We start from the raw sequence: 21,647 nt of genomic DNA, 5'->3' as shown, positions 1-21,647 counted from the left end.
CGGGCGAAAAGCGCCGCGGCCGGCGAGCAACCATTCATATTTCCAAAAGGGAGTGATGATGCAAAAGCAATTCAAGCAACTGGTTCTGCTGGCTGCACTGGTGCCGACGTTCGCGATGGCGCAGGCGCTGTCGAATTCCGCACCGGCTGCTCCGGCGGCAGCTGCGCCGATCGACGCCGACAAGAAGGCAGCGATCAAGGATCTGCTCGACGCGATCGACGCGCCGAAGCTCGTGTCGGCAATCGGCAACAGCGCCGAAATGCAGGCCAAGCAACTCGTGCCGGCAATCCTGTCGGACGCGCTGTCGGAAAACAAGACGCTGAACGACAAGCAGAAGCAGGCTGCCGTTCCGACGCTGCAGAAGAACGCGGTGCCGAAGCTGGTTGACGGCGCAGGCAAGGTGTTCGGTACGCAACAGTTCCAGAGCGACGCGATGTCGGCTCAGTACGACGCCTACGCGAAGTACTACAGCACGTCGGAGATCAAGGATCTGACGACGTTCTACAAGAGCCCGACGGGCCGCAAGTTCATCCAGGTCCAGGATCAGGTCGGTCGCGACGTGGTCAACGGCCTGATGCAGAAGTACATGCCGCAAGCGATCCAGGCAACGCGCACGCAGGCTGACAAGGAAGTCGCAGCAGTCAAGCCGGGCAAGTAAAGCTGTCCGGGCGCGCCACCGGCCGTTCGGCCGGGTTTGGCGGGAGCCTGACGACAGTGCGATAATGGCCGTTTGCGCGCGAGCGCAAGCGGCCATTTCTTTTCTGGCGCGTTCTGCCGGCGGCGAGCCGGTCGCGTCCCTCCGAGGTTTTCACGATGCGCGTCTTTAATTTCTCCGCCGGTCCTGCGGCGATGCCCGAGGAAGTGCTGCGGCAAGCCGCCGACGAAATGCTCGACTGGCACGGCAGCGGCATGAGCGTGATGGAGATGAGCCATCGCGGCAAGGAGTTCATGTCGATCCACGAGGCCGCGCTGACCGACCTGCGCGACCTGCTCGGCGTGCCGGCCAGCCACCGGATCCTGTTCCTGCAGGGCGGCGGCATCGCGGAAAACGCGATCGTGCCGATGAACCTGCTCGGCTCGCGCAAGACGGCCGACTTCGTCGTGACGGGCTCGTGGTCGCAGAAATCGTTCAACGAGGCGAAGAAGTTCTGCACGCCGCACCTCGCCGCGACAGGCAAGACGGAAGGCGGCTTCACGCGTGCGCCCGCGCGCGCCGAATGGCAGCTGTCGGATGATCCGGCCTACGTGCATCTGTGCACCAACGAGACGATCGACGGCGTCGAGACATTCGAGATTCCCGATCTCGGCGACATCCCGCTGGTCGCGGATGTCTCGTCGCACATCCTGTCGCGCCCGATGGACGTCGCGAAGTACGGCGTGCTGTTCGGCGGCGCGCAGAAGAACATCGGGATGGCCGGCGTGACGGTCGTGATCGTGCGCGAGGACCTGCTCGATCGCGCGCTGTCGATCTGCCCGTCCGCGTTCGAATGGAAGACCATCGCCGCGAACAACTCGCTGTACAACACGCCGCCCACCTACGCGATCTACATCGCGGGCCTCGTGTTCCAGTGGTTGAAGCGGCAGGGTGGCCTCGAAGCGATCGAGGCCCGCAATACCGAAAAAGCGAAGCTGCTCTACGACACGATCGATGCGAGCAGTTTCTATCTGAACAAGGTCGAGCCGGCAGCGCGTTCGCGGATGAACGTGCCGTTTTTCCTGGCCGACGAAACGCGCAATGAAGACTTCCTCGCCGGCGCAAAGGCGCGCGGGCTGCTGCAGCTGAAGGGCCACAAGTCCGTCGGCGGCATGCGGGCGTCGATCTACAACGCGGTGCCGCTCGAGGGCGTGAAAGCGCTCGTCGAGTACATGAAGGACTTCGAGCAGCGCGGCGCCTGACGGCGGCGCTGTTCAAACAGCACGGCAAAACGCATGGACGACGAACTGAATTCCCGCCTGAAACCGCTGCGCGATCGCATCGATGCGATCGACGCGCAGCTGATCGCGCTTTTGAACCAGCGCGCCGCAGTGGCGCTGGAAGTGGGCGAGGTCAAGAAGCATTTCAACGCGCCGGTGTTCCGGCCGGAGCGCGAGCTGCAGGTGATCGCGCGGCTGCAGGACATGAGCGCGGGGCCGCTCGCGAGCGAGCACATCAGCGCCATCTGGCGCGAGATCATGGCCGCGAGCCGCGCGCTCGAACAGACGATCCACGTCGCGTTCCTCGGGCCGGTCGGCACGTACAGCGAACAGGCGATGCTCGAGTATTTCGGGCAGTCGATCGAAGGGCTGCCGTGCCCGTCGATCGACGAGGTGTTCCGCTCGGTCGAGGCCGGCGCGTCGGCGTTCGGCATCGCGCCGGTCGAGAATTCGACCGAAGGCGCGGTGTCGCGCACGCTCGACCTGCTGCTGCAAACCCAGCTGCTGATCAGCGGCGAGCTTGCGCTGCCGATCCATCACAACCTGCTGACGCAAAGCGGCACGCTCGACGGCGTGAAGCGCGTCTGCGCCCATGCGCAGGCGCTCGCGCAATGCCAGCAGTGGCTTGCGGCGAATGCGCCGCAGCTCGAGCGGCAGGCGGTGGCAAGCAATGCCGAGGCCGCGCGTCTCGCGGCGGCCGATCCGACCGTCGCGGCAATCGCGGGCGATCGCGCGGCGGCGCACTACGGCCTGCAGATCGCGTTCTCGCTGATCCAGGACGATCCGCACAACCGCACGCGCTTCGTGATCGTCGGCAAGCAGCCGGCCGGCCAAAGCGGTCACGACCAGACGTCGCTGATCGTGTCGGTGAAGAACGAGCCGGGCGCCGTGTTCAAGCTGCTCGAACCGCTCGCGCGGCACGGCGTGTCGATGACGCGTTTCGAGTCGCGTCCGGCGCGTGTCGGCACGTGGGAGTACTACTTCTACATCGACATCGAAGGGCACCGCGACGATACGGCGGTGGCGGCCGCGCTCGCGGAACTCGGCCAGAAGGCCGCGTTCCTGAAGATACTCGGTTCGTATCCGCGCGCACGCTGACGCGCGGCGGCCCGTCGCCTGCTCGAGCAGGCGCGGCGGCCAGGCGGGCAGGGCAGGCCGGTCGGCGCTGCCGAAGGCGGGTTCGGGCGGTATCCGGTGCAGATTGCGCCGGGTGCGGGCCCGTTACCCGGAATCTGGATTTCCGCGTGCGAGGCGACGCTTCGCGCGCGTAACTTGGCTCTTGTCGTGTCAGGCTTTGCATTCAACAAACTGGTCATCTTCGGTGTCGGCCTGATCGGCGGCTCGCTGGCTCGCGCGCTGCGCGAGCGCGCGCCGGGCGGCGCGGGCGAGATCGTCGGCGTGGGCCGCTCGCACAGCTCGGTCGAGCGCGCGCTGTCGCTCGGCGTGATCGATCGCACGGCGGCGCTCGACGACGACGCGCAGTTGCGCGACGCGCTCGCCGGTGCCGATCTCGTGCTGCTGGCCGCGCCCGTCGCGCAGACGGGCCCGTTGCTCGCGCGCATCGCGCCGTGGCTCGACGACACGACGATCGTCACCGACGCAGGCAGCACCAAGTCCGACGTCGTCGCGGCCGCGCGCGCAGCGCTCGGCGCGCGGATCGCGCAGTTCGTGCCGGGGCATCCGATTGCCGGCCGCGAGTCGAGCGGCGTCGAGGCAGCGTTGCCGGACCTGTACGTCGGTCGCAACGTCGTGCTGTGCCCGCTGCCCGAGAATGCGCCCGAAGCGGTCGCGCGGATCGACGCGATGTGGCGTGCAACCGGCGCCGACGTGCGCACGATGAACACCGAACAGCACGATCGTGTATTCGCGTCGATCAGCCATCTGCCGCACGTGCTGTCGTTCGCGCTCGTCGAGCAGATTCTCGGCGAGGCCGACGCGGAGCTGAAATTCTCGTACGCGGCGGGCGGCTTCCGCGATTTCACGCGCATCGCGGCGTCGAGCCCGGAAATGTGGCGCGACGTATGCGTCGCGAACCGCGCGGCGCTGCTCGACGAACTCGACGGCTACACGCGCGTGCTCGCGCGGCTGCGTGAGGCGATCGACGCCGGCGACGGCGCGGCGCTCGAAGCCGTGTTCACGCGCTCGCGCGCCGCACGCAAGGCATGGCAGGAGCGCGGCGGTGCGCCCGCTGCCGAGCCGGTCAAGAAATAACAGGACGATTCCCATGGACTATCTCGATCTCGGCCCGTACTCCAGCGCATCGGGCACCGTGCGCCTGCCCGGTTCCAAAAGCATTTCGAACCGCGTGCTGCTGCTCGCCGCGCTGGCCGAAGGCGAAACGACGATCACCAACCTGCTCGACTCCGACGACACGCGCGTGATGCTCGATGCACTCGGCAAGCTCGGCGTGAAGCTCGCGCGCGACGGCGACACCTGTGTCGTGACGGGCACGCGCGGCGCGTTCACCGCGAAGACGGCCGACCTGTTCCTCGGCAACGCGGGCACGGCCGTGCGGCCGCTGACCGCCGCGCTTGCGGTGAACGGCGGCGATTATCGCGTGCACGGCGTGCCGCGCATGCACGAGCGGCCGATCGGCGATCTCGTCGACGGCCTGCGCCAGATCGGCGCGCAGATCGACTACGAGCTGAACGAAGGCTTTCCGCCGCTGCGCATCAAGCCCGCGACGATCTCGGTCGATGCACCGATCCGCGTGCGCGGCGACGTGTCGAGCCAGTTCCTCACGGCGCTCCTGATGACGCTGCCGCTCTTGAAGGCGAAGGACGGCCGGATCGTCGTCGAGGTCGACGGCGAGCTGATCTCGAAGCCATACATCGACATCACGATCCGGCTGATGGAGCGCTTCGGCGTGACCGTCGAGCGCGACGGCTGGCAGCGCTTCGTCGTGCCGGCAGGCGTTCGCTACCGCTCGCCGGGGCGGATCATGGTCGAGGGCGACGCGTCGTCCGCATCGTACTTCCTCGCGGCCGGTGCGCTCGGCGGCGGCCCGCTGCGGGTCGAGGGCGTGGGGCGCGCGAGCATCCAGGGCGACGTCGGCTTCGCGAACGCGCTGATGCAGATGGGCGCGAACGTGACGATGGGCGACGACTGGATCGACGTGCGCGGCATCGGCCACGACCACGGCAAGCTCGAGCCGATCGACATGGATTTCAACCTGATTCCCGATGCGGCGATGACCATCGCGGTCGCGGCGCTGTTCGCGAACGGCACGAGCACGCTGCGCAACATCGCGAGCTGGCGCGTGAAGGAGACCGACCGCATCGCCGCGATGGCGACCGAGCTGCGCAAGGTCGGCGCGATCGTCGAGGAAGGCCCCGACTATCTCGTCGTCACGCCGCCGGAAAAGCTCACGCCGAACGCGGCGATCGATACGTACGACGATCACCGGATGGCGATGTGCTTCTCGCTCGTCAGCCTGGGCGGCGTGCCCGTGCGGATCAACGATCCGAAGTGCGTCGGCAAGACGTTCCCCGACTATTTCGACCGCTTCGCCGCGCTCGCCAAAGCCTGACCCGACTGTTCCGATGAAATCGACCCGACCCTTTCACCCAACTCCCGTCATCACGATCGACGGCCCGACTGCCTCCGGCAAGGGCACCGTCGCGGCGCTCGTCGCCGCGAACCTTGGCTTCCACCTGCTCGACAGCGGCGCGCTGTACCGGCTGGCCGCACTCGCGAGCGTGCGCTACGGCATCGCGGCGGAAGACATCGACGCGCTGGTGAAGCTGATCGACGATCTTCACATCACGTTCCGTGAGGGCTGTGCGCAGCTGGACGGCGTCGACGTGTCGAACGACATCCGCGCCGAAGCGGTCGGCAACCGCGCGTCGGCCATTGCCGTGCACGGGCCCGTGCGCACCGCGCTCGTCGCGCGCCAGCGCGCGTTCCGCAAGACGCCGGGCCTCGTCGCAGACGGGCGCGACATGGGCACGGTGATCTTCCCGGACGCCGTGCTGAAGGTGTTCCTGACGGCCAGCGCCGAGGCGCGCGCGGCCAGGCGGCATAAGCAATTGATGCAAAAAGGTTTTTCTGCTAATATAGATGACTTGCTCCGGGATCTTCGTGAACGTGACGCGCGCGACAGCAATCGCGCAGCCGCGCCGCTGAAGCCTGCAGCAGATGCCAAGCTGCTCGATACGTCGGCACTGTCGGTCGATGAAGCCGTCGATCAAGTGCTGCAGTGGTACCGGGCGCTCGGCCAGCCCGCCTGAGAAGGCGGGCAGCGGTAGGTGCTCGGCGTTGCAAGCGCGGAGCGTGTTTCGAACCCTTAACCCCGTGTGGTAGTCGATCTGGCCCTTTCAGCCTGCCATTCCGGCCGGCGTGGCACAGCGATCCATGCACAATCAGATTTTTATGTCCGACCTGCAAACCTCCACCCCGAATACCGAATCCTTTGCGGCTCTGTTCGAAGAGTCGCTGACCCGCCAAGACATGCGCGCCGGCGAAGTGATTTCCGCCGAAGTCGTGCGCGTCGACCACAACTTCGTGGTCGTCAATGCAGGCCTGAAGTCCGAGGCTTACATTCCGATCGAGGAATTCCTGAACGATCAGGGCGAGGTTGAGGTGCAGTCGGGCGATTTCGTGTCCGTCGCGATCGACGCACTCGAAAACGGCTACGGCGACACGATCCTGTCGCGCGACAAGGCGAAGCGCCTTGCATCGTGGCTGTCGCTGGAAAAGGCCCTCGACAACAACGAACTCGTCACCGGCACCATCACCGGCAAGGTGAAGGGCGGCATGACCGTGATGGTCAACGGCATCCGCGCGTTCCTGCCGGGTTCGCTGGTCGACACGCGTCCGGTCAAGGACACGACCCCGTACGAAGGCAAGACGCTCGAGTTCCGCGTGATCAAGCTCGATCGCAAGCGTAACAACGTCGTGCTGTCGCGTCGTGCAGTGATCGAAGCAACGCAAGGCGAAGAGCGCGCGAAGCTGCTCGAGACGCTGAAGGAAGGCGCGATCGTCAACGGCGTGGTCAAGAACATCACCGACTACGGCGCGTTCGTCGACCTCGGCGGCATCGACGGCCTGCTGCACATCACCGACATCGCATGGCGTCGTGTGCGTCACCCGAGCGAAGTCCTGTCGGTTGGCCAGGAAGTCACCGCGAAGATCCTCAAGTTCGACCAAGAGAAGAACCGCGTCTCGCTGGGCATCAAGCAACTGGGCGACGATCCGTGGGAAGGCATCTCGCGCCGTTACCCGTCGGGCACGCGCCTGTTCGGCAAGGTCACGAACATCACCGACTACGGCGCATTCGTCGAAGTGGAATCGGGCATCGAAGGCCTCGTCCACGTGTCGGAAATGGACTGGACCAACAAGAACGTTGCACCGTCGAAGGTTGTCCAGCTGGGCGACGAAGTCGAAGTCATGGTCCTCGAGATCGACGAAGACCGCCGTCGTATCAGCCTCGGCATGAAGCAGTGCAAGCCGAATCCGTGGGATGACTTCAGCCGCAACTTCAAGAAGGGCGACAAGATCACGGGCGCAATCAAGTCGATCACCGACTTCGGCGTGTTCATCGGTCTGCCGGGCGGCATCGACGGTCTGGTCCACCTGTCGGACCTGTCGTGGAGCGAAGCCGGCGAAGAAGCCGTTCGCAAGTACAAGAAGGGCGACGAAGTCGAAGCGATCGTGCTCGGTATCGACGTCGAGAAGGAGCGTATTTCGCTCGGCATCAAGCAGCTCGAAGGCGACCCGTTCAGCAACTACGTTGCAATGAACGACAAGGGCTCGATCGTCGACGGCGTCGTGAAGACGGTCGATGCGAAGGGTGCGGTCGTCACGCTGACGGGCGACATTGAAGGCTACCTGCGTGCGTCGGAAATCTCGCAGGATCGCGTCGAAGATGCACGCAACGTGCTGAAGGAAGGCGACAAGGTCAACGCGATGGTGATCAACATCGATCGCAAGTCGCGCGGCATCAACCTGTCGATCAAGGCGAAGGATTCGGCTGAACAACAGGAAGCGATCCGCGGCCTGCAGTCGGACACGAGCGCCGCTGCGACCGGTACGACCAACCTCGGCGCGCTGCTGAAGGCGAAGCTCGACGGCCAGAACCAGTAAGCCTCACGAGGTCTGCTGAAGTATGACCAAATCCGAGTTGGTCGCGCAGCTGGCATCGCGATTTCCGCAACTTGTCCTCAAGGATGCGGATTTCGCGGTGAAGACGATGCTCGATGCGATGTCTGATGCCCTGGCGAAAGGGCATCGCATCGAAATTCGGGGTTTCGGCAGCTTCGGCCTCAACCGTCGCCCGGCGCGCGTCGGACGCAACCCGAAGTCAGGGGAGAAAGTGCAGGTGCCCGAGAAGTTCGTGCCGCATTTCAAGCCTGGTAAGGAATTGCGTGAACGCGTCGACGGCCGCGCCGGTGAACCGCTGAAGGCTGACGATCCGGACGACGAGCGTTGAGCGTCGTTCGGACTGCCCGGAACCCGTCCGGCGAAGGCTGAAAAGAAAAGCGCCCCTTGGGGCGCTTTTTTCATTTCCGGCGGCGGCGGCGCAACGGCTGGCGCAGGATGTGCGCAGCCGCGGAAACGCTTCCTTTACAATACGGGTCGATTCGGTGCGACGAAGGGGAGTCGCGCGCCGCAGCAAACCTCAACAAAGAGAGGGCTTCATGAAGTTTATCGTCTGGCTGATCCGGGTATTGGTGTTCGTCCTGCTGCTGGTGCTCGCGCTGGCCAATACGCAAACCGCGACGCTGAATTTCGTTGCCGGCTACGCATGGCAAGCGCCGCTGATCCTGATCGGCCTGGCGTTCTTCGCCGTGGGGCTGCTGGCGGGCCTGCTGTCCGCGCTGCCTTCGATCTTCCGCCTGCGTCTCGAGAACGGGCGCCTGAAGCGCGATCTGCGTGCGGTGCGCGAAACGCCCGCCGTCATCGACCAGCCGCCGATGCCGCCCGTCATTTAACACGGACGCCGCGCGATCATCGCGCGGTTTTCGTCTCTGCTTCGATATTTCGCATGGATCTGGATTTCTGGTGGTTGCTCGCGATTCCGGTCGCGTTCGCGCTCGGTTGGGCGGCGTCACGCTATGACCTGAAGAATCTCCTGTCGGAGAGTGCCAACCTGCCGCGCTCGTATTTCCGCGGCCTGAATTTTCTGTTGAACGAACAACCCGACAAGGCGATCGACGCGTTCATCGAGGTCGCCAAGCTCGATCCCGAGACGGTCGAGCTGCACTTCGCGCTCGGCAACCTGTTCCGCCGCCGCGGCGAGACCGACCGCGCGATCCGCGTGCACCAGAACCTGCTGAGCCGCACGGACCTGCCGGTCAACGAGCGTGACCACGCGTTGTACGAGCTCGGCCAGGATTTCCTGAAGGCCGGCCTGCTCGATCGCGCCGAGGAGGCGTTCCACAAGCTCGCCGACGGCGACTACGCGCTTGGTGCGCAGCGGGCGCTGCTGACGATCTACGAGATCGAGAAGGACTGGAACAAGTCGATCGATACCGCGAAGCGCATCGAATCGATGAGCGACAAGCCGCTCGGTGTCGAGATCGCGCAGTTCCACTGCGAACTCGCGCAGGAAGCGCTGCAGCGCAAGAACGCGGCTGCGGCAGCCGAACAGTTGCGCCTGGCATTGACCGTGAACCCGCAGAACGTGCGTGCGACGGTGCTGTCCGGCGACGCAGCGGAGGCGGCGGGCGACCACGCAGCCGCGATCGAGCACTGGAAGCGCGTCGAAGCGCAGAATCCGGCGTACCTGCCGCTCGTCGCCGACAAGCTGATGAAGGCGTATGTCGCGCTCGGCAAGAACGCCGAAGGCGCCGAGCTGCTGATGGGGTATGTCGACCGCTATCCGTCGAACGACCTGCTCGACATCGCGTATCAGCACATCGCCGGGTTGCGCGGCCAGGAGGCGGCGCACACGCTCGCGCGCATGCAGATGGAGAAGTCGCCGAACCTGTCCGGGATGCTGCACCTGCTCGATGCGCAGATCGCCGCGGCCGACGAACCGCGCCGTAAGGAACTTGAAATGATGCGTGCGCTGATCAAGCAGCGCACCAAAAACCTGCCACGGTATACGTGCCAGAATTGCGGTTTCCGGGCACGGCTCTTTTACTGGCAGTGCCCCGGATGCAGCGGCTGGGAAACCTATGCGCCGCGCCGCGTCGAACCTGCGATGCCGGGCTGATCCCGGTACGCGGAGCCAACGCGCTGCGGTCGCCGCCGGGCTCGTCCCGGCGGCCAAGTTAGTCTATTACCGGGAAGTACCGGAACATCTATGAAAATCACCATCATCGGCACCGGCTATGTCGGTCTCGTCACGGGCGCCTGCCTCGCGGAGATCGGCCACGACGTCTTCTGCCTCGACGTCGATCCGCGCAAGATCGACATCCTGAACAACGGCGGGATGCCGATTCACGAACCGGGGCTGCTGGACATCATCGCGCGCAACCGCGCGGCGGGGCGCCTGCGCTTCTCGACCGACATCGAGGCGAGCGTCGCGCACGGCGAGATCCAGTTCATTGCGGTCGGTACGCCGCCCGACGAGGACGGCTCGGCCGACCTGCAGTACGTGCTCGAGGCCGCACGCAACATCGGCCGCTACATGACGGGCTTCAAGGTGATCGTCGACAAGTCGACGGTGCCGGTCGGGACTGCGCGGCGCGTATGCGGCGTGGTCGACGAGGCGCTTGCCGCACGCGGGCTCGCGGGCAGCGTCGCGCATCGCTTCTCGGTCGTGTCGAACCCGGAATTCCTGAAGGAAGGCGCCGCGGTCGAGGACTTCATGCGCCCGGACCGGATCATCATCGGCGTCGACGACGACGAGACCGGCACGATCGCGCGCGAGAAGATGAAAAAGCTCTACGCGCCGTTCAACCGCAACCACGAGCGCACGATCTACATGGACGTGCGTTCGGCCGAATTCGCGAAGTACGCGGCGAACGCGATGCTCGCGACGCGCATCTCGTTCATGAACGAGATGTCGAATCTCGCCGACAAGGTCGGCGCCGACATCGAGGCCGTGCGCCGCGGGATCGGTTCCGATCCGCGCATCGGCTATCACTTCCTGTACGCCGGCGTCGGCTACGGCGGCTCGTGCTTCCCGAAGGACGTCCAGGCGCTGATCCGCACCGCCGGCGAGAACGGCCAGCCGCTGCGCATCCTGGAGGCCGTCGAGGCCGCCAACCATGCGCAGAAGGACGTGTTGATCGGCAAGATCGAGCAGCGCTTCGGCGCCGACCTGACGGGCCGCGAGTTCGCGGTCTGGGGCCTGGCGTTCAAGCCGAACACCGACGACATGCGCGAGGCGCCGAGCCGCCGCCTGATCGCTGCGCTGCTCGAACGCGGCGCGACCGTGCGCGCGTACGATCCGGTCGCGGTCGACGAAGCACGGCGCGTGTTCGAGCTGGATTTCGGCAACGATGCCGACGCGCTGGCGCGGCTGCATCTCGTCGAGACGCAGGACGTCGCCGTGACGGGCGCGGACGCACTCGTGATCGTGACCGAGTGGAAGGAATTCCGGAGCCCCGATTTCACGCGCCTGAAGGCTGAACTGAAGGCGCCGGTGATCTTCGACGGGCGCAACCTGTACGAGCCGGACGCGATGGCCGAACTGGGCATCGACTACTACGCGATCGGCCGGCCGTATGTCGATCCCCAGTCGTCTTCCCGTGGCTGACCACACGATGAATACTCTTCGCGAAATCGTTCCGGTGCCGCGCGCGCAGCTCGCGCGCTCGCGCGTGCTCGTCGTCGGCGACGTGATGCTCGACCGTTACTGGTTCGGCAACGTCGATCGCATTTCGCCTGAAGCGCCGGTGCCGGTCGTGCACGTGCAGCGTCAGGAGGAGCGGCTCGGCGGCGCGGCCAACGTCGCGCGCAATGCCGTGACGCTCGGCGGCCAGGCCGGGTTGCTGTGTGTCGTCGGGTGCGACGAGCCCGGCGAGCGCATCGTCGAGCTGCTCGCCAGCAGCGGCGTGACGCCGCATCTCGAGCGCGACCCGGCGCTGCCGACCACGATCAAGCTGCGCGTGCTCGCGCGCCAGCAGCAACTGCTGCGCGTCGACTTCGAGGCGATGCCGACGCACGAGGTGCTGCTCGCGGGGCTCGCACGCTTCGACGCACTGCTGCCGCAGCACGACGTCGTGCTGATGTCGGATTACGCGAAAGGCGGCCTGACGCACGTCACGACGATGATCGAGAAGGCGCGTGCGGCCGGCAAGTCGGTGCTCGTCGACCCGAAGGGCGACGACTGGGCGCGCTATCGCGGCGCGTCGCTGATCACGCCGAACCGCGCGGAATTGCGCGAAGTGGTCGGCCAGTGGAAGTCGGAAGACGATCTGCGCGCGCGCGTCGCGAACCTGCGTGCGGAGCTCGGCATCGACGCGCTGCTGCTCACGCGCTCGGAAGAGGGGATGACGCTCTTTTCCGCCAGCGGCGAACTGCATGCGCCGGCGCTCGCACGCGAAGTGTTCGACGTGTCGGGCGCGGGCGATACCGTGATCGCGACGGTCGCGACGATGCTCGGCGCCGGCGTGCCGCTCGTCGACGCGGTCGTGCTCGCGAATCGCGCGGCAGGCATCGTGGTCGGCAAGCTCGGCACGGCCACGGTGGACTACGACGAACTGTTTCACTGAGCGCATTCGGCGGCGCGACGAGCGCGTCGCACGAGTGGCTCGCACTTTTCAGGCAGGACGATCATGACCCTCATCGTCACCGGCGCGGCCGGTTTTATCGGCGCGAACATCGTCAAGGCGCTCAACGAGCGCGGCGAGTCGCGCATCATCGCGGTCGACAACCTGACGCGCGCGGACAAGTTCCGGAATCTCGTCGATTGCGAGATCGACGACTATCTCGACAAGACGGAATTCGTCGAACGCTTCGCACGCGGCGACTTCGGCAAGGTGCGCGCGGTGTTCCACGAAGGCGCCTGTTCGGACACGATGGAAACCGACGGCCGCTACATGATGGACAACAACTTCCGCTACAGCCGCGCGGTGCTCGATACCTGCCTCGCGCAGGGCACGCAGTTCCTGTATGCATCGTCGGCCGCAATCTACGGCGGCTCGACGCGTTTCGTCGAGGAGCGTGACGTCGAGGCGCCGCTGAACGTGTACGGCTACTCGAAGTTCCTGTTCGACCAGGTGATCCGTCGCGTGCTGCCGACCGCGAAGAGCCAGATCGCCGGCTTCCGCTATTTCAACGTATACGGCCCGCGCGAGACGCACAAGGGGCGCATGGCGTCGGTCGCGTTCCACAACTTCAACCAGTTCCGCGCGGAAGGCAAGGTCAAGCTGTTCGGCGAGTACAACGGCTATGCGCCCGGCGAGCAGACGCGCGACTTCGTGTCGGTCGAGGACGTGACGAAGGTGAACCTGTTCTTCTTCGATCATCCGGAGAAGTCGGGCATCTTCAACCTCGGCACGGGCCGGGCGCAGCCGTTCAACGATATCGCGTCGACGGTCGTGAATACGCTGCGCGCGCTCGACAACCAGCCGCCGCTGACGCTCGCGCAGCAGGTCGAGCAGGGGCTGATCGAATACGTGCCGTTCCCCGATGCATTGCGCGGCAAGTACCAGTGCTTCACGCAGGCCGACCAGACGAAGCTGCGCGCAGCCGGCTACGACGCACCGTTCCTGACCGTGCAGGAAGGCGTCGACCGCTACGTCCGTTGGCTATCCGGCCAGGTTTAAACGCAAGCGTTGCGCCGCTAGACTGGGTCTCACGGTCGGCAGCCGCCGGCCGTTTTTCTTCGGAGATCCAGCACATGATCAGGAAATGGTTTGCCGCAGCGGTCATGCTCGGCGCAGTCGCGTCGGCCTGGGCGGCCGTCGATGTCAACACCGCGAGCGAGGACGCGCTCGTCGGCATCAAGGGCATCGGTCCGGCACGGGCGAAGGCGATCCTCGATGAACGCGGCACGCGCGGTCCGTTCAGGAATGCGGAAGATCTCGCCGCGCGCGTGAAAGGCATGGGCGGGCATACCGTCGAGCGGCTTCAGCAGGAAGGGCTGACGATTGGCGCGGCGGGCGCAGCCGGCCCGGCTGCGGTGCTGCCTGCCGCGGGCAAGCCGGCGGCAGCCAAGCCTGCCGCTGCGCCTGCCCGCACCGCACAGAAGTAACGCGTCGCGCGCGACCGACAACGAGCTCCTTCAGTCGCCGTCGTCATGACGGCTTCCCGCGGCATGCCGCGGGTTTTTTGCGTGGCGGCGGCGCGTGCGATGCAGGCGGCGATCACGTTTCGCGCGGCATGTGTATTCCATCGTCGTCATGGGATTGCCGGCGCGAGTGGCGGTGCTGGTTTACAATCGATCGATTGATCGGCCTCGTACTGACGGTATATCCATGGCTTACAAAACTATCGAAGACACGATCGGCAATACGCCGCTCGTGCAACTGGTCCGCTTGCCGGACGACGAAATTCGCGCGCGCAACAACGTGGTGCTTGCGAAGCTCGAAGGCAACAACCCGGCCGGTTCCGTGAAGGATCGCCCGGCGCTGTCGATGATCAGCAAGGCCGAGGCGCGCGGTCGCATCAAGCCCGGCGATACGCTGATCGAGGCGACGAGCGGCAATACGGGCATCGCACTCGCGATGGCAGCAGCGATCCGCGGCTACAAGATGGTGCTGATCATGCCGGAGGACCTGTCGGTCGAGCGCCGCCAGAGCATGGCCGCCTACGGCGCGGAAATCATCCTGACGCCGGTGAAGGGCGGGATGGAGCTGGCGCGCGACCTCGCGGACGAGATGCAGCGCGAAGGCAAGGGCGTGATCCTCGACCAGTTCGCGAACCCTGATAATCCCGTTGCGCACTACGAAGCGACGGGGCCGGAGATCTGGCGCGATACCGAAGGGCGCATCACGCACTTCGTGTCGGCCATGGGCACGACGGGCACGATCATGGGCACGTCGCGCTATCTGAAGGAACAGAATCCGGCGATCGAGATCATCGGTGCGCAGCCGGAAGACGGCTCGCGCATTCCGGGCATCCGCAAGTGGCCGGAAGCGTACATGCCGACGATCTTCGATCGCAGCCGCGTCGACCGTGTCGAGAGCGTGAGCCAGGCTGCGTCGGAAACGATGACGCGCCGGCTGGCGGCAGTCGAAGGCATCTTCGCGGGCATTTCGTCGGGCGGCGCGTGCGAAGTCGCGATGCGCATCGCGCGTCAGGTCGAGAACGCGACGATCGTGTTCATCGTCTGCGATCGCGGCGACCGCTATCTGTCCACGGGCGTGTTCCCCGCCTGAACACGGGTTGGCGTGCGCAGCGCGCCAGCAATAAAAAAGCGCCGCTTGTGCGGCGCTTTTTCTTTGGGCGGGCAGATCCTACTGCGATTGCGCGTCGTCGGTGGCGGCCGGCTTCAGCGCGCCGCTCGCCTCCATCTGCGCCTTCACGGCTTCGCCGAGCTGGTACACGGTGAGCGCGTAGAAGAAGCTGCGGTTGTAGCGCGTCAGCACATAGAAATTCTTCAGGCCGAGCATGTATTCGGTCGCGCGCCCCGGCGACGGCAGGTCGACCACGGTCACCGGCGTGCCGGCTTCAGTCGTGATGTTGACCGTCGGCTCGTTCAGCGTCATGCCCGCGCGCATCAGTTGCGACAGCGCCCAGTGCGGTTCGGGCTGGCCGTCGGCGGCAGCCTGTGCGATGCCCAGGCTGCCCGTATCGGGCGTGATCTGCCAGACCACCGGCCGGTCGGTTTCCCAGCCGTGCTGCTTCAGGTAGTTCGCGACGCTGCCGATCGCATCGACAGGACTGCTGCGCAGATCGACGTGGCCCGTACCGTCGAAGTCGACCGCATATTCGCGGATGCTGCTCGGCAGGAACTGCGGGATCCCGATCGCGCCCGTATACGAGCCGAGCACGGTGGTCGGGTCGAGCTGGTTGTCGCGGGTCCAGACCAGGAAGTCCTCGAGGTTCTTGCGGAACGTGGCCTGGCGGCTGTCGCGATTCGGCGTGTCCGGATAGTCGAACGTGAGCGTCGTCAGCGCGTCGAGCACGCGGAAGTTGCCCATGTAGCGGCCATAGATCGTCTCGACGCCGATGATGCCGACGATCACCTCGGGCGGCACGCCGAACTGTTCGGACGCGCGCTGCAGCGTTGCCTGGTTCGCCTTCCAGAACTTCACGCCCGCGTTGATGCGGATCGGCTCGATGAAGCGCGAGCGATAGACGCGCCAGTTCTTGACCGTCGGCGACGCGGCCGGCTTCACGAGCTTGACGGCCGTTGCCGAGTAGCTGATGCGCGAGAACAGCGCATGCAGGCTGGCGGCGTCGAAGCCGTTGCGGCTCACCATGTCGTCGATGAAGGCGTCGACCTTCGCGTTGTTCGCATAACGTTGCGGAACAATTTCCTCTTCGAAGGTCTGGCCTTGCGGCGCCGGCTGCGGCGGTTCGGCCTGAGCGACGAGCTTGCCGGCGGGCTTCGCCGGCTGCGTCTGCGCGCCGGCAGGCGCGGTGCCGAGGGCCGCAACGACAGCGGCGGCGACGAGCGGCACGCGAACACGGAACAGCGCGGAGAGGAGGGCGGCAGGCTTGCTGGAATTCATGTCGAAGCGGGCGGACAGGGCGATGGTGTTCGGCGCAGTATACCCGACGGATCCCGCGCGCCGGGGCGTGGCGGGCCACCGTTGTGGTAAGTTAGCGGCGAATTCGCGGCAGACGACGGACATCATTGATGGAGACCTGCGGCGCACCGTGCGCCGCCGATGACAGCTTATGGCAACCGCTTTCTATACGCACCCCGACTGCATGCTGCACGAGATGGGGGAATGGCATCCGGAATGCCCGGCCCGCCTGTCGGCGATCCAGGATCAGCTGATTGCGAGCCGCATCGATGACCTGATCGTGCACGAAACCGCGCCGTTCGCGAGCGAGGTCGCGCTGGGCCGTGTGCATACGCAGGCGCACATCGACTACATCCGGAGCATGACGCCGGTCGACGGCTACGTCGAGATCGATCCCGATACGCTGATGAATCGCGACACGTGGCGCGCGGCACTGCGCGCGGCCGGCGCCGCGATCGCGGCGACCGACGCGGTGATCGAGGGCCGCTATGCGAATGCGTTCTGCGGCGTGCGTCCGCCCGGTCACCATGCGGAGCCCGCACGTGCGATGGGCTTCTGCTTCTTCAACAACGTCGCGATCGCCGCGCGGCATGCGCTCGACGTGCACGGTCTCGAGCGTGTCGCGATCATCGATTTCGACGTGCACCACGGCAACGGCACCGAGGCCGCGTTCGCGAACGACGAGCGCGTGCTGATGTGCAGCTTCTTCCAGCATCCGCTGTACCCGTTCTCGGGCGTCGATCACCAGGCGCCGAACATGGTCAACCTGCCGATGCCCGCGCGCAGCAACGGGATGGCGATTCGCGAAGCCGTCGACATGTTCTGGCTGCCGCGCCTCGACGCATTCAAGCCGCAGATGCTGTTCGTGTCGGCCGGCTTCGATGCGCATCGCGAGGACGACATCGGCAACCTCGGGCTCGTCGAGGCCGACTTCGAATGGCTGACCGCGCAGATCGTCGACGTGGCGCGCCGGCATGCGCAGGGCCGCATCGTGAGCTGTCTCGAGGGCGGCTACAACCTGTCCGCGCTCGGGCGCAGCGTCGTCGCGCACCTGCGTGTGCTGGCCGGGATCTGATTCCCGGCCGGCAGGCCGTGCCGGGCGCGCTCAGCGTGCCGGCACGCGCGCGTGAATCCACGCGATCAGCGCGTCGATCACGCGATCGCGGTCGAGATCGTTCATCGTTTCGTGGAAACCGCCTTCGTATAGCGTCAGCGTCCGATCGGGCGAGCCGACGCGCGCGCCGAACGCGCGACTGCCGTCGGGTTCGGTCAGCTTGTCCTCGGTGCCGTGATAGACGAGCACCGGCACGCGCAGCGCGCCGCGGCCGGTTTCGATGCGCGCCATCGCGTCGAGAATCTCCGCACCGGTGCGCGCGGGCACCGCGCCGTGATGCACGAGCGGATCGGCGCGATTGGCCGCGACGATGGCCGGGTCGCGCGACAGCAGCGCCGCATCGATCCTGATCGCGGGGAAGGTCGGCCATATGCGGCTGATGATGCGGCTGACCGCGAGCATCCAGCGCGGCACGTCGCGCCCCGGCGCGAGCGCCGGGCTCGACAGCACGAGGCCCGTCAGCGCATGGCCGCGGGCCGGCGCGCGCTCGATCGCGTAGAGCGCCGCGACCGCGCCGCCCATGCTGTGCCCCATCAGGAACAGCGGCGAATTGCCGCGCGCGGCTTCGGCGACCAGCGCATCCGCATCGTTCAGGTATCCATCGAAACGCTCGACCCAGACGCGCTTGCCGGGCGACTGGCCATGTCCGCGCAGGTCGATCGCGAGCACGTCGATGCCGGCGGCTTTCAGCCGGCCGGCGAGCGCGGCATAGCGGCCCGCGTGTTCGGCGAGGCCGTGTACGAGCGCGATCGTCGCACGGGGCGGCGCCGTGCTGTCGCCGGCAGGCCAGCGGTACGACGCCAGTTCGAGCCCGTCCGCGGTACGCAGCCGGCCCATCTTCGGTGCGGGCGGCGGCGAAGGCGCGGCGCCGGCGGTGGCGGGCGCGGCGGCCGGCGTGGTGGTGGCGGTCATCTGGCGTGTCCCCTGTTTGTTGGCATACGTGTTCCGGATCATAGTCGCGGCCTGCGCGCGGCGGCCCAGCGGGGCTCCTCTAATTTCGTGTAGTTATGAAAAGATCGAAATCGATTATTAAGGGGAATGAGGGGTTTGCGGTAAAATCGCCGGCTATTCCAGATGCATCGGCGGCCGACTGGCGGGCCAACTCGCCGGCCGGCCGCCGTTCTGTTTACATGATCGAATTACGCAATCTTTCGCAGCGTTTCCCCGGCCCCGGCGGCTGGGTCGACGCGCTGCACAACGTCAACCTGACGATCCCGCAGGGCGAGGTGTTCGGCATCATCGGCCGAAGCGGCGCCGGCAAGAGCACGCTCGTGCGCACCATCAACCTGCTCACGCGGCCGACCGAAGGCAACGTCGTCGTCGGCGGGCGCGATCTCACGCTGTTGCCGGCGGGCGCACTGCGCGAGGCGCGCCGCGAGATCGGCATGATCTTCCAGCACTTCAACCTGCTGTCGTCGCGCACGGTGTTCGACAACGTCGCGCTGCCGCTCGAGCTGGCCGGCGCGAGCCGTGCCGAGATCGAGGCTGCCGTGCTGCCGCTGCTCGACCTTGTCGGGCTGTCCGCGCAGAAGGATCGCTATCCGTCGCAGATCAGCGGCGGGCAGAAGCAGCGCGTCGGCATTGCGCGCGCGCTCGCGAGCCAGCCGAAGGTGCTGCTGTCGGACGAAGCGACGTCCGCGCTCGATCCCGAAACCACGCGTTCGATCCTCGATCTGCTGAAGCGCATCAATCGCGAGCTCGGCCTCACGATCGTGCTGATCACGCACCAGATGGAAGTGATCAAGCAGGTCTGCGATCGCGTCGCGGTGCTCGATGCCGGGCGCGTGGTCGAGGAAGGCCGCGTGATCGACGTGTTCCTGCAGCCGCATCACGAAGTGACGCGCGCGCTGATCGGCGACGTGATCGCACAGGAACTGCCGCCCGCGCTGAAGGCGCGCGTGGCCGAACGGCTGAAGACGGGGCGCGGGCATCTGCTGCGGCTCGCGTTCACCGGCTCGGGTGTCGACCAGCCGATCCTGTCGGAGACGATCCGCCGGTACGAACTCGATTTCAACATCCTGCACGGCCAGATCGACGAGATCCAGGGGCAGGCATTCGGTTCGCTCGCGGTGCTCGCGGGCGGCGAGCCGGGCAAGGTCGGACAGGCGCTCGCGTTCCTGCGCGAGCAAGGTGTGGTGGTAGAGGAGCTTTCGTATGTTGAGTGAGATGTTCGATATGTTCGTGCAGTCGTTCTGGGAGACGCTGATCATGGTCGGCATCTCCGGGGCGGTTGGCGCGCTCGTCGGCCTGCCGCTCGGCGTGCTGCTGTACCTGACCGACCGCCAGGGCGTGCTGCAGAACCTCGCGGTGAATCGCGTGCTCGGCGGCATCGTGAATGCCGTCCGCTCGACGCCGTTCATCATCCTGCTGGTCGCGGTGATTCCGTTCACGCGTCTCGTCACCGGTTCGTCGATCGGCACGGCCGCGGCGGTCGTGCCGCTGACGCTCGCGGCCGCGCCGTTCATCGCGCGTCTCGTCGAGACGGCATTGCGCGAAGTCGACCGCGGGCTGATCGAGGCCGCGCAATCGATGGGTGCGACCACGTCGCAGATCGTGTTCAAGGTGCTGCTGCCCGAGTCGCTGCCGGGCGTCGTCGCGGGCCTGACGATCACGTTCGTGTCGCTGGTCGGCTATTCGGCGATGGCGGGCGCGATCGGCGGCGGCGGGCTCGGCGATCTCGGGATCCGCTACGGTTACCAGCGCTATCTGCCGGAAGTGATGTGGACGGTCGTCGCGATCCTGATCGTGTTCGTGCAGATCGTGCAATCGTTCGGCGACTGGCTCGTGCGCCGGCTGAGCCACAAATAAGTCGAAACTGATCCGTTAGGGGAGACACGATGCAACGACGCTTCATGCTGAAATTCGTGGCGGCACTCGGTGCGGCTACGCTGTTCGCGGGCGCGCACGCGCAGGCCGAAACCATCAAGGTGGGCGTGACGGGCGGCCCGCACGCGCAGATCATGGAAGTGGTGAAGAGGGTCGCGGCGAAGGATGGTCTCGAGATCCGCATCGTCGAATTCTCCGATTACGTGCAGCCGAACGCCGCGCTCGCATCGGGCGACCTCGACGCGAACAGCTACCAGCACGATCCGTATCTGCAGGCGCAGGTGAAGGATCGCGGCTACAAGCTGCTCAAGGTCGCGGATACCGTGACGTTCCCGATGGGCATCTATTCGAAGCGCGTGAAGTCGCTGGCCGAACTGAAGCCGGGCGCACGCGTCGCGGTGCCGAACGATCCGACCAACGGCGGTCGCGCGTTGCTGTTGCTGCAGAAACAGGGCCTGCTGAAGTTGCGCGCGGATGTGGGGCTGAAGGCGACGCCGCTCGATATCGTCGACAATCCGCGCAAGCTGAAGATCGTCGAACTCGATGCGGCGCAGATCCCGCGCTCGCTCGGCGACGTCGACGCGGCCGCGATCAACACCAACTATGCGATGGAAGCGGGGTTGAAACCGAAGCAGGACGCGATCGCGATCGAGGGCCCGAACGGCCCGTACGCGAACATCCTCGCGATTCGCGAGGCGGACCGCAACAAGCCGTGGGTCGCGAAGCTGATCGCGGCCTATCATTCGGCCGACGTGAAGCAGTTCATCGAAGGCAAGTTCGGCGGTGCGGTCATCGCCGCCTGGTAACAGGCGGAGGACGGGCGCCCGGCGGGATTAGAGTCGATGATCGAAAACCCGGGCTTTGCGTCCGGGTTTTTTCTCTTTTAAAATAGAACGATCGTTCGCTATCATTGGCGCGTCGCCAAGAAGCGGTATCCTCGACAGCCACGATGGTTGGGTCCGCTTGGCCGCGCAGTCATGAGGCCTCGCTATAAAATGGCCTCTGGTCGTATTCGTAACTTTGGAGCGTGTGCATGAAAATCCTGGTGCCAGTGAAAAGAGTGGTCGATTACAACGTGAAGGTTCGCGTGAAGTCGGACAACACGGGTGTCGACATCGCGAACGTGAAGATGTCGATGAACCCGTTCGACGAGATCGCCGTTGAAGAAGCCGTGCGCCTGAAGGAAGCGGGCGTCGCGACCGAAGTGATCGCGGTGTCGGTGGGCGTGACGCAAGCGCAGGAAACGCTGCGCACGGCGC

The 21,647-nt window shown here is 65.9% G+C and carries 22 protein-coding genes; 20 read left to right on the top strand and 2 right to left on the bottom strand.

The features are described 5' to 3' along the window. Positions 1-58 precede the first annotated feature (58 nt). The 15 genes from DIE03_RS07230 to cysM all read left to right on the top strand — a co-directional run bounded on the left by DIE03_RS07230 (position 59) and on the right by cysM (position 15,131). Entirely contained in the window at positions 59-658 is a 600-nt protein-coding gene (locus DIE03_RS07230; RefSeq protein WP_006486966.1) for a DUF2059 domain-containing protein, read from the top strand. A gap of 155 nt (positions 659-813) precedes the next feature. Continuing rightward, a complete protein-coding gene (gene serC / locus DIE03_RS07225) occupies positions 814-1,896 on the top strand; it encodes a 3-phosphoserine/phosphohydroxythreonine transaminase (protein ID WP_124448905.1) in 1,083 nt (360 codons plus the stop codon). Positions 1,897-1,929: 33 nt separating this feature from the next. After that, a complete protein-coding gene (gene pheA / locus DIE03_RS07220; RefSeq protein WP_124448903.1) occupies positions 1,930-3,012 on the top strand; it encodes a prephenate dehydratase in 1,083 nt (360 codons plus the stop codon). A 186-nt stretch (positions 3,013-3,198) separates the two neighbouring features. Next, entirely contained in the window at positions 3,199-4,125 is a 927-nt protein-coding gene (locus tag DIE03_RS07215) for a prephenate dehydrogenase/arogenate dehydrogenase family protein (RefSeq protein WP_124448901.1), read from the top strand. A gap of 13 nt (positions 4,126-4,138) precedes the next feature. Next, the gene (gene aroA / locus DIE03_RS07210) at positions 4,139-5,443 is read left to right on the top strand and encodes a 3-phosphoshikimate 1-carboxyvinyltransferase (protein ID WP_124448899.1); all 1,305 of its coding nucleotides are present in this window, start codon (positions 4,139-4,141) and stop codon (positions 5,441-5,443) included. Positions 5,444-5,456: 13 nt separating this feature from the next. Further along, positions 5,457-6,143: a (d)CMP kinase gene (cmk, locus tag DIE03_RS07205; RefSeq protein WP_124448897.1), complete on the top strand. Its 687-nt coding sequence runs from the start codon at positions 5,457-5,459 to the stop codon at positions 6,141-6,143. 142 nt (positions 6,144-6,285) lie between these two features. Then, the gene (rpsA, locus tag DIE03_RS07200) at positions 6,286-7,998 is read left to right on the top strand and encodes a 30S ribosomal protein S1 (protein ID WP_027788061.1); all 1,713 of its coding nucleotides are present in this window, start codon (positions 6,286-6,288) and stop codon (positions 7,996-7,998) included. A 22-nt stretch (positions 7,999-8,020) separates the two neighbouring features. Then, complete coding sequence (locus DIE03_RS07195; protein ID WP_006486894.1) at positions 8,021-8,344, top strand: integration host factor subunit beta; 324 nt, start codon at positions 8,021-8,023, stop codon at positions 8,342-8,344. Positions 8,345-8,552: 208 nt separating this feature from the next. Further along, positions 8,553-8,846 carry a lipopolysaccharide assembly protein LapA domain-containing protein gene (locus tag DIE03_RS07190; RefSeq protein WP_124448895.1) on the top strand — a complete coding sequence of 98 codons (294 nt, stop codon included), beginning with the start codon at positions 8,553-8,555 and terminating at the stop codon, positions 8,844-8,846. Between the two features lie 53 nt (positions 8,847-8,899). Continuing rightward, positions 8,900-10,072, top strand: a complete 1,173-nt coding sequence (gene lapB / locus DIE03_RS07185; RefSeq protein ID WP_124448893.1) for a lipopolysaccharide assembly protein LapB — start codon at positions 8,900-8,902, stop codon at positions 10,070-10,072. Between the two features lie 90 nt (positions 10,073-10,162). Then, positions 10,163-11,563: a UDP-glucose/GDP-mannose dehydrogenase family protein gene (locus DIE03_RS07180; protein ID WP_124448891.1), complete on the top strand. Its 1,401-nt coding sequence runs from the start codon at positions 10,163-10,165 to the stop codon at positions 11,561-11,563. A gap of 7 nt (positions 11,564-11,570) precedes the next feature. Further along, positions 11,571-12,521, top strand: coding sequence for a D-glycero-beta-D-manno-heptose-7-phosphate kinase (gene rfaE1, locus DIE03_RS07175; protein WP_124448889.1), 951 nt, complete (start codon positions 11,571-11,573; stop codon positions 12,519-12,521). A gap of 63 nt (positions 12,522-12,584) precedes the next feature. Continuing rightward, complete coding sequence (gene rfaD / locus DIE03_RS07170) at positions 12,585-13,577, top strand: ADP-glyceromanno-heptose 6-epimerase (protein ID WP_124448887.1); 993 nt, start codon at positions 12,585-12,587, stop codon at positions 13,575-13,577. A 74-nt stretch (positions 13,578-13,651) separates the two neighbouring features. Beyond that, a complete protein-coding gene (locus tag DIE03_RS07165) occupies positions 13,652-14,005 on the top strand; it encodes a helix-hairpin-helix domain-containing protein (protein ID WP_124448885.1) in 354 nt (117 codons plus the stop codon). A 223-nt stretch (positions 14,006-14,228) separates the two neighbouring features. Continuing rightward, a complete protein-coding gene (gene cysM / locus DIE03_RS07160; RefSeq protein WP_124448883.1) occupies positions 14,229-15,131 on the top strand; it encodes a cysteine synthase CysM in 903 nt (300 codons plus the stop codon). A 78-nt stretch (positions 15,132-15,209) separates the two neighbouring features. On the opposite strand, the gene mltB is transcribed toward cysM, so the two are convergent. Further along, the gene (mltB, locus tag DIE03_RS07155; protein ID WP_124448881.1) at positions 15,210-16,556 is read right to left on the bottom strand and encodes a lytic murein transglycosylase B; all 1,347 of its coding nucleotides are present in this window, start codon (positions 16,554-16,556) and stop codon (positions 15,210-15,212) included. Positions 16,557-16,599: 43 nt separating this feature from the next. On the opposite strand from mltB, the gene DIE03_RS07150 reads away from it, so the two are divergent. Beyond that, positions 16,600-17,523: a histone deacetylase family protein gene (locus tag DIE03_RS07150; RefSeq protein ID WP_011351344.1), complete on the top strand. Its 924-nt coding sequence runs from the start codon at positions 16,600-16,602 to the stop codon at positions 17,521-17,523. Between the two features lie 30 nt (positions 17,524-17,553). Here DIE03_RS07150 and DIE03_RS07145 read toward each other — a convergent pair whose 3' ends face one another. After that, entirely contained in the window at positions 17,554-18,474 is a 921-nt protein-coding gene (locus DIE03_RS07145; RefSeq protein ID WP_124448879.1) for an alpha/beta hydrolase, read from the bottom strand. A gap of 218 nt (positions 18,475-18,692) precedes the next feature. Between DIE03_RS07145 and DIE03_RS07140 the strand changes: the two genes are divergently transcribed. The 4 genes from DIE03_RS07140 to DIE03_RS07125 all read left to right on the top strand — a co-directional run. Then, positions 18,693-19,727, top strand: a complete 1,035-nt coding sequence (locus tag DIE03_RS07140) for a methionine ABC transporter ATP-binding protein (protein ID WP_124448877.1) — start codon at positions 18,693-18,695, stop codon at positions 19,725-19,727. After that, positions 19,717-20,370: a methionine ABC transporter permease gene (locus DIE03_RS07135; protein ID WP_006486982.1), complete on the top strand. Its 654-nt coding sequence runs from the start codon at positions 19,717-19,719 to the stop codon at positions 20,368-20,370. The genes DIE03_RS07140 and DIE03_RS07135 overlap by 11 nt, the downstream gene beginning before the upstream one ends. A gap of 29 nt (positions 20,371-20,399) precedes the next feature. Further along, positions 20,400-21,194 carry a MetQ/NlpA family ABC transporter substrate-binding protein gene (locus DIE03_RS07130; protein WP_124448875.1) on the top strand — a complete coding sequence of 265 codons (795 nt, stop codon included), beginning with the start codon at positions 20,400-20,402 and terminating at the stop codon, positions 21,192-21,194. A 227-nt stretch (positions 21,195-21,421) separates the two neighbouring features. Then, positions 21,422-21,647, top strand: a 226-nt coding sequence (locus DIE03_RS07125; RefSeq protein WP_409364413.1) for an electron transfer flavoprotein subunit beta/FixA family protein, incomplete at its 3' end; no start/stop codon positions are given.

This window comes from Burkholderia sp. Bp8992 (assembly GCF_003853705.1).
In the GTDB taxonomy this organism is placed as follows: Bacteria; Pseudomonadota; Gammaproteobacteria; order Burkholderiales; family Burkholderiaceae; genus Burkholderia.
This window is presented reverse-complemented; position numbering and strand designations above follow the sequence as displayed.

What these genes read in the sequence shown, in the direction of transcription:
- DIE03_RS07230 (WP_006486966.1), top strand. Translation starts at nt 59, where the DNA reads ATGCAAAAGCAATTCAAGCAACTGGTTCTGCTGGCTGCACTGGTGCCG.
- serC (WP_124448905.1), top strand. Translation starts at nt 814, where the DNA reads ATGCGCGTCTTTAATTTCTCCGCCGGTCCTGCGGCGATGCCCGAGGAA.
- pheA (WP_124448903.1), top strand. Translation starts at nt 1,930, where the DNA reads ATGGACGACGAACTGAATTCCCGCCTGAAACCGCTGCGCGATCGCATC.
- aroA (WP_124448899.1), top strand. Translation starts at nt 4,139, where the DNA reads ATGGACTATCTCGATCTCGGCCCGTACTCCAGCGCATCGGGCACCGTG.
- cmk (WP_124448897.1), top strand. Translation starts at nt 5,457, where the DNA reads ATGAAATCGACCCGACCCTTTCACCCAACTCCCGTCATCACGATCGAC.
- rpsA (WP_027788061.1), top strand. Translation starts at nt 6,286, where the DNA reads ATGTCCGACCTGCAAACCTCCACCCCGAATACCGAATCCTTTGCGGCT.
- DIE03_RS07195 (WP_006486894.1), top strand. Translation starts at nt 8,021, where the DNA reads ATGACCAAATCCGAGTTGGTCGCGCAGCTGGCATCGCGATTTCCGCAA.
- DIE03_RS07190 (WP_124448895.1), top strand. Translation starts at nt 8,553, where the DNA reads ATGAAGTTTATCGTCTGGCTGATCCGGGTATTGGTGTTCGTCCTGCTG.
- lapB (WP_124448893.1), top strand. Translation starts at nt 8,900, where the DNA reads ATGGATCTGGATTTCTGGTGGTTGCTCGCGATTCCGGTCGCGTTCGCG.
- DIE03_RS07180 (WP_124448891.1), top strand. Translation starts at nt 10,163, where the DNA reads ATGAAAATCACCATCATCGGCACCGGCTATGTCGGTCTCGTCACGGGC.
- rfaE1 (WP_124448889.1), top strand. Translation starts at nt 11,571, where the DNA reads ATGAATACTCTTCGCGAAATCGTTCCGGTGCCGCGCGCGCAGCTCGCG.
- rfaD (WP_124448887.1), top strand. Translation starts at nt 12,585, where the DNA reads ATGACCCTCATCGTCACCGGCGCGGCCGGTTTTATCGGCGCGAACATC.
- DIE03_RS07165 (WP_124448885.1), top strand. Translation starts at nt 13,652, where the DNA reads ATGATCAGGAAATGGTTTGCCGCAGCGGTCATGCTCGGCGCAGTCGCG.
- cysM (WP_124448883.1), top strand. Translation starts at nt 14,229, where the DNA reads ATGGCTTACAAAACTATCGAAGACACGATCGGCAATACGCCGCTCGTG.
- mltB (WP_124448881.1), bottom strand. Translation starts at nt 16,556, where the DNA reads ATGATGTCCGTCGTCTGCCGCGAATTCGCCGCTAACTTACCACAACGG.
- DIE03_RS07150 (WP_011351344.1), top strand. Translation starts at nt 16,600, where the DNA reads ATGGCAACCGCTTTCTATACGCACCCCGACTGCATGCTGCACGAGATG.
- DIE03_RS07145 (WP_124448879.1), bottom strand. Translation starts at nt 18,474, where the DNA reads ATGACCGCCACCACCACGCCGGCCGCCGCGCCCGCCACCGCCGGCGCC.
- DIE03_RS07140 (WP_124448877.1), top strand. Translation starts at nt 18,693, where the DNA reads ATGATCGAATTACGCAATCTTTCGCAGCGTTTCCCCGGCCCCGGCGGC.
- DIE03_RS07135 (WP_006486982.1), top strand. Translation starts at nt 19,717, where the DNA reads ATGTTGAGTGAGATGTTCGATATGTTCGTGCAGTCGTTCTGGGAGACG.
- DIE03_RS07130 (WP_124448875.1), top strand. Translation starts at nt 20,400, where the DNA reads ATGCAACGACGCTTCATGCTGAAATTCGTGGCGGCACTCGGTGCGGCT.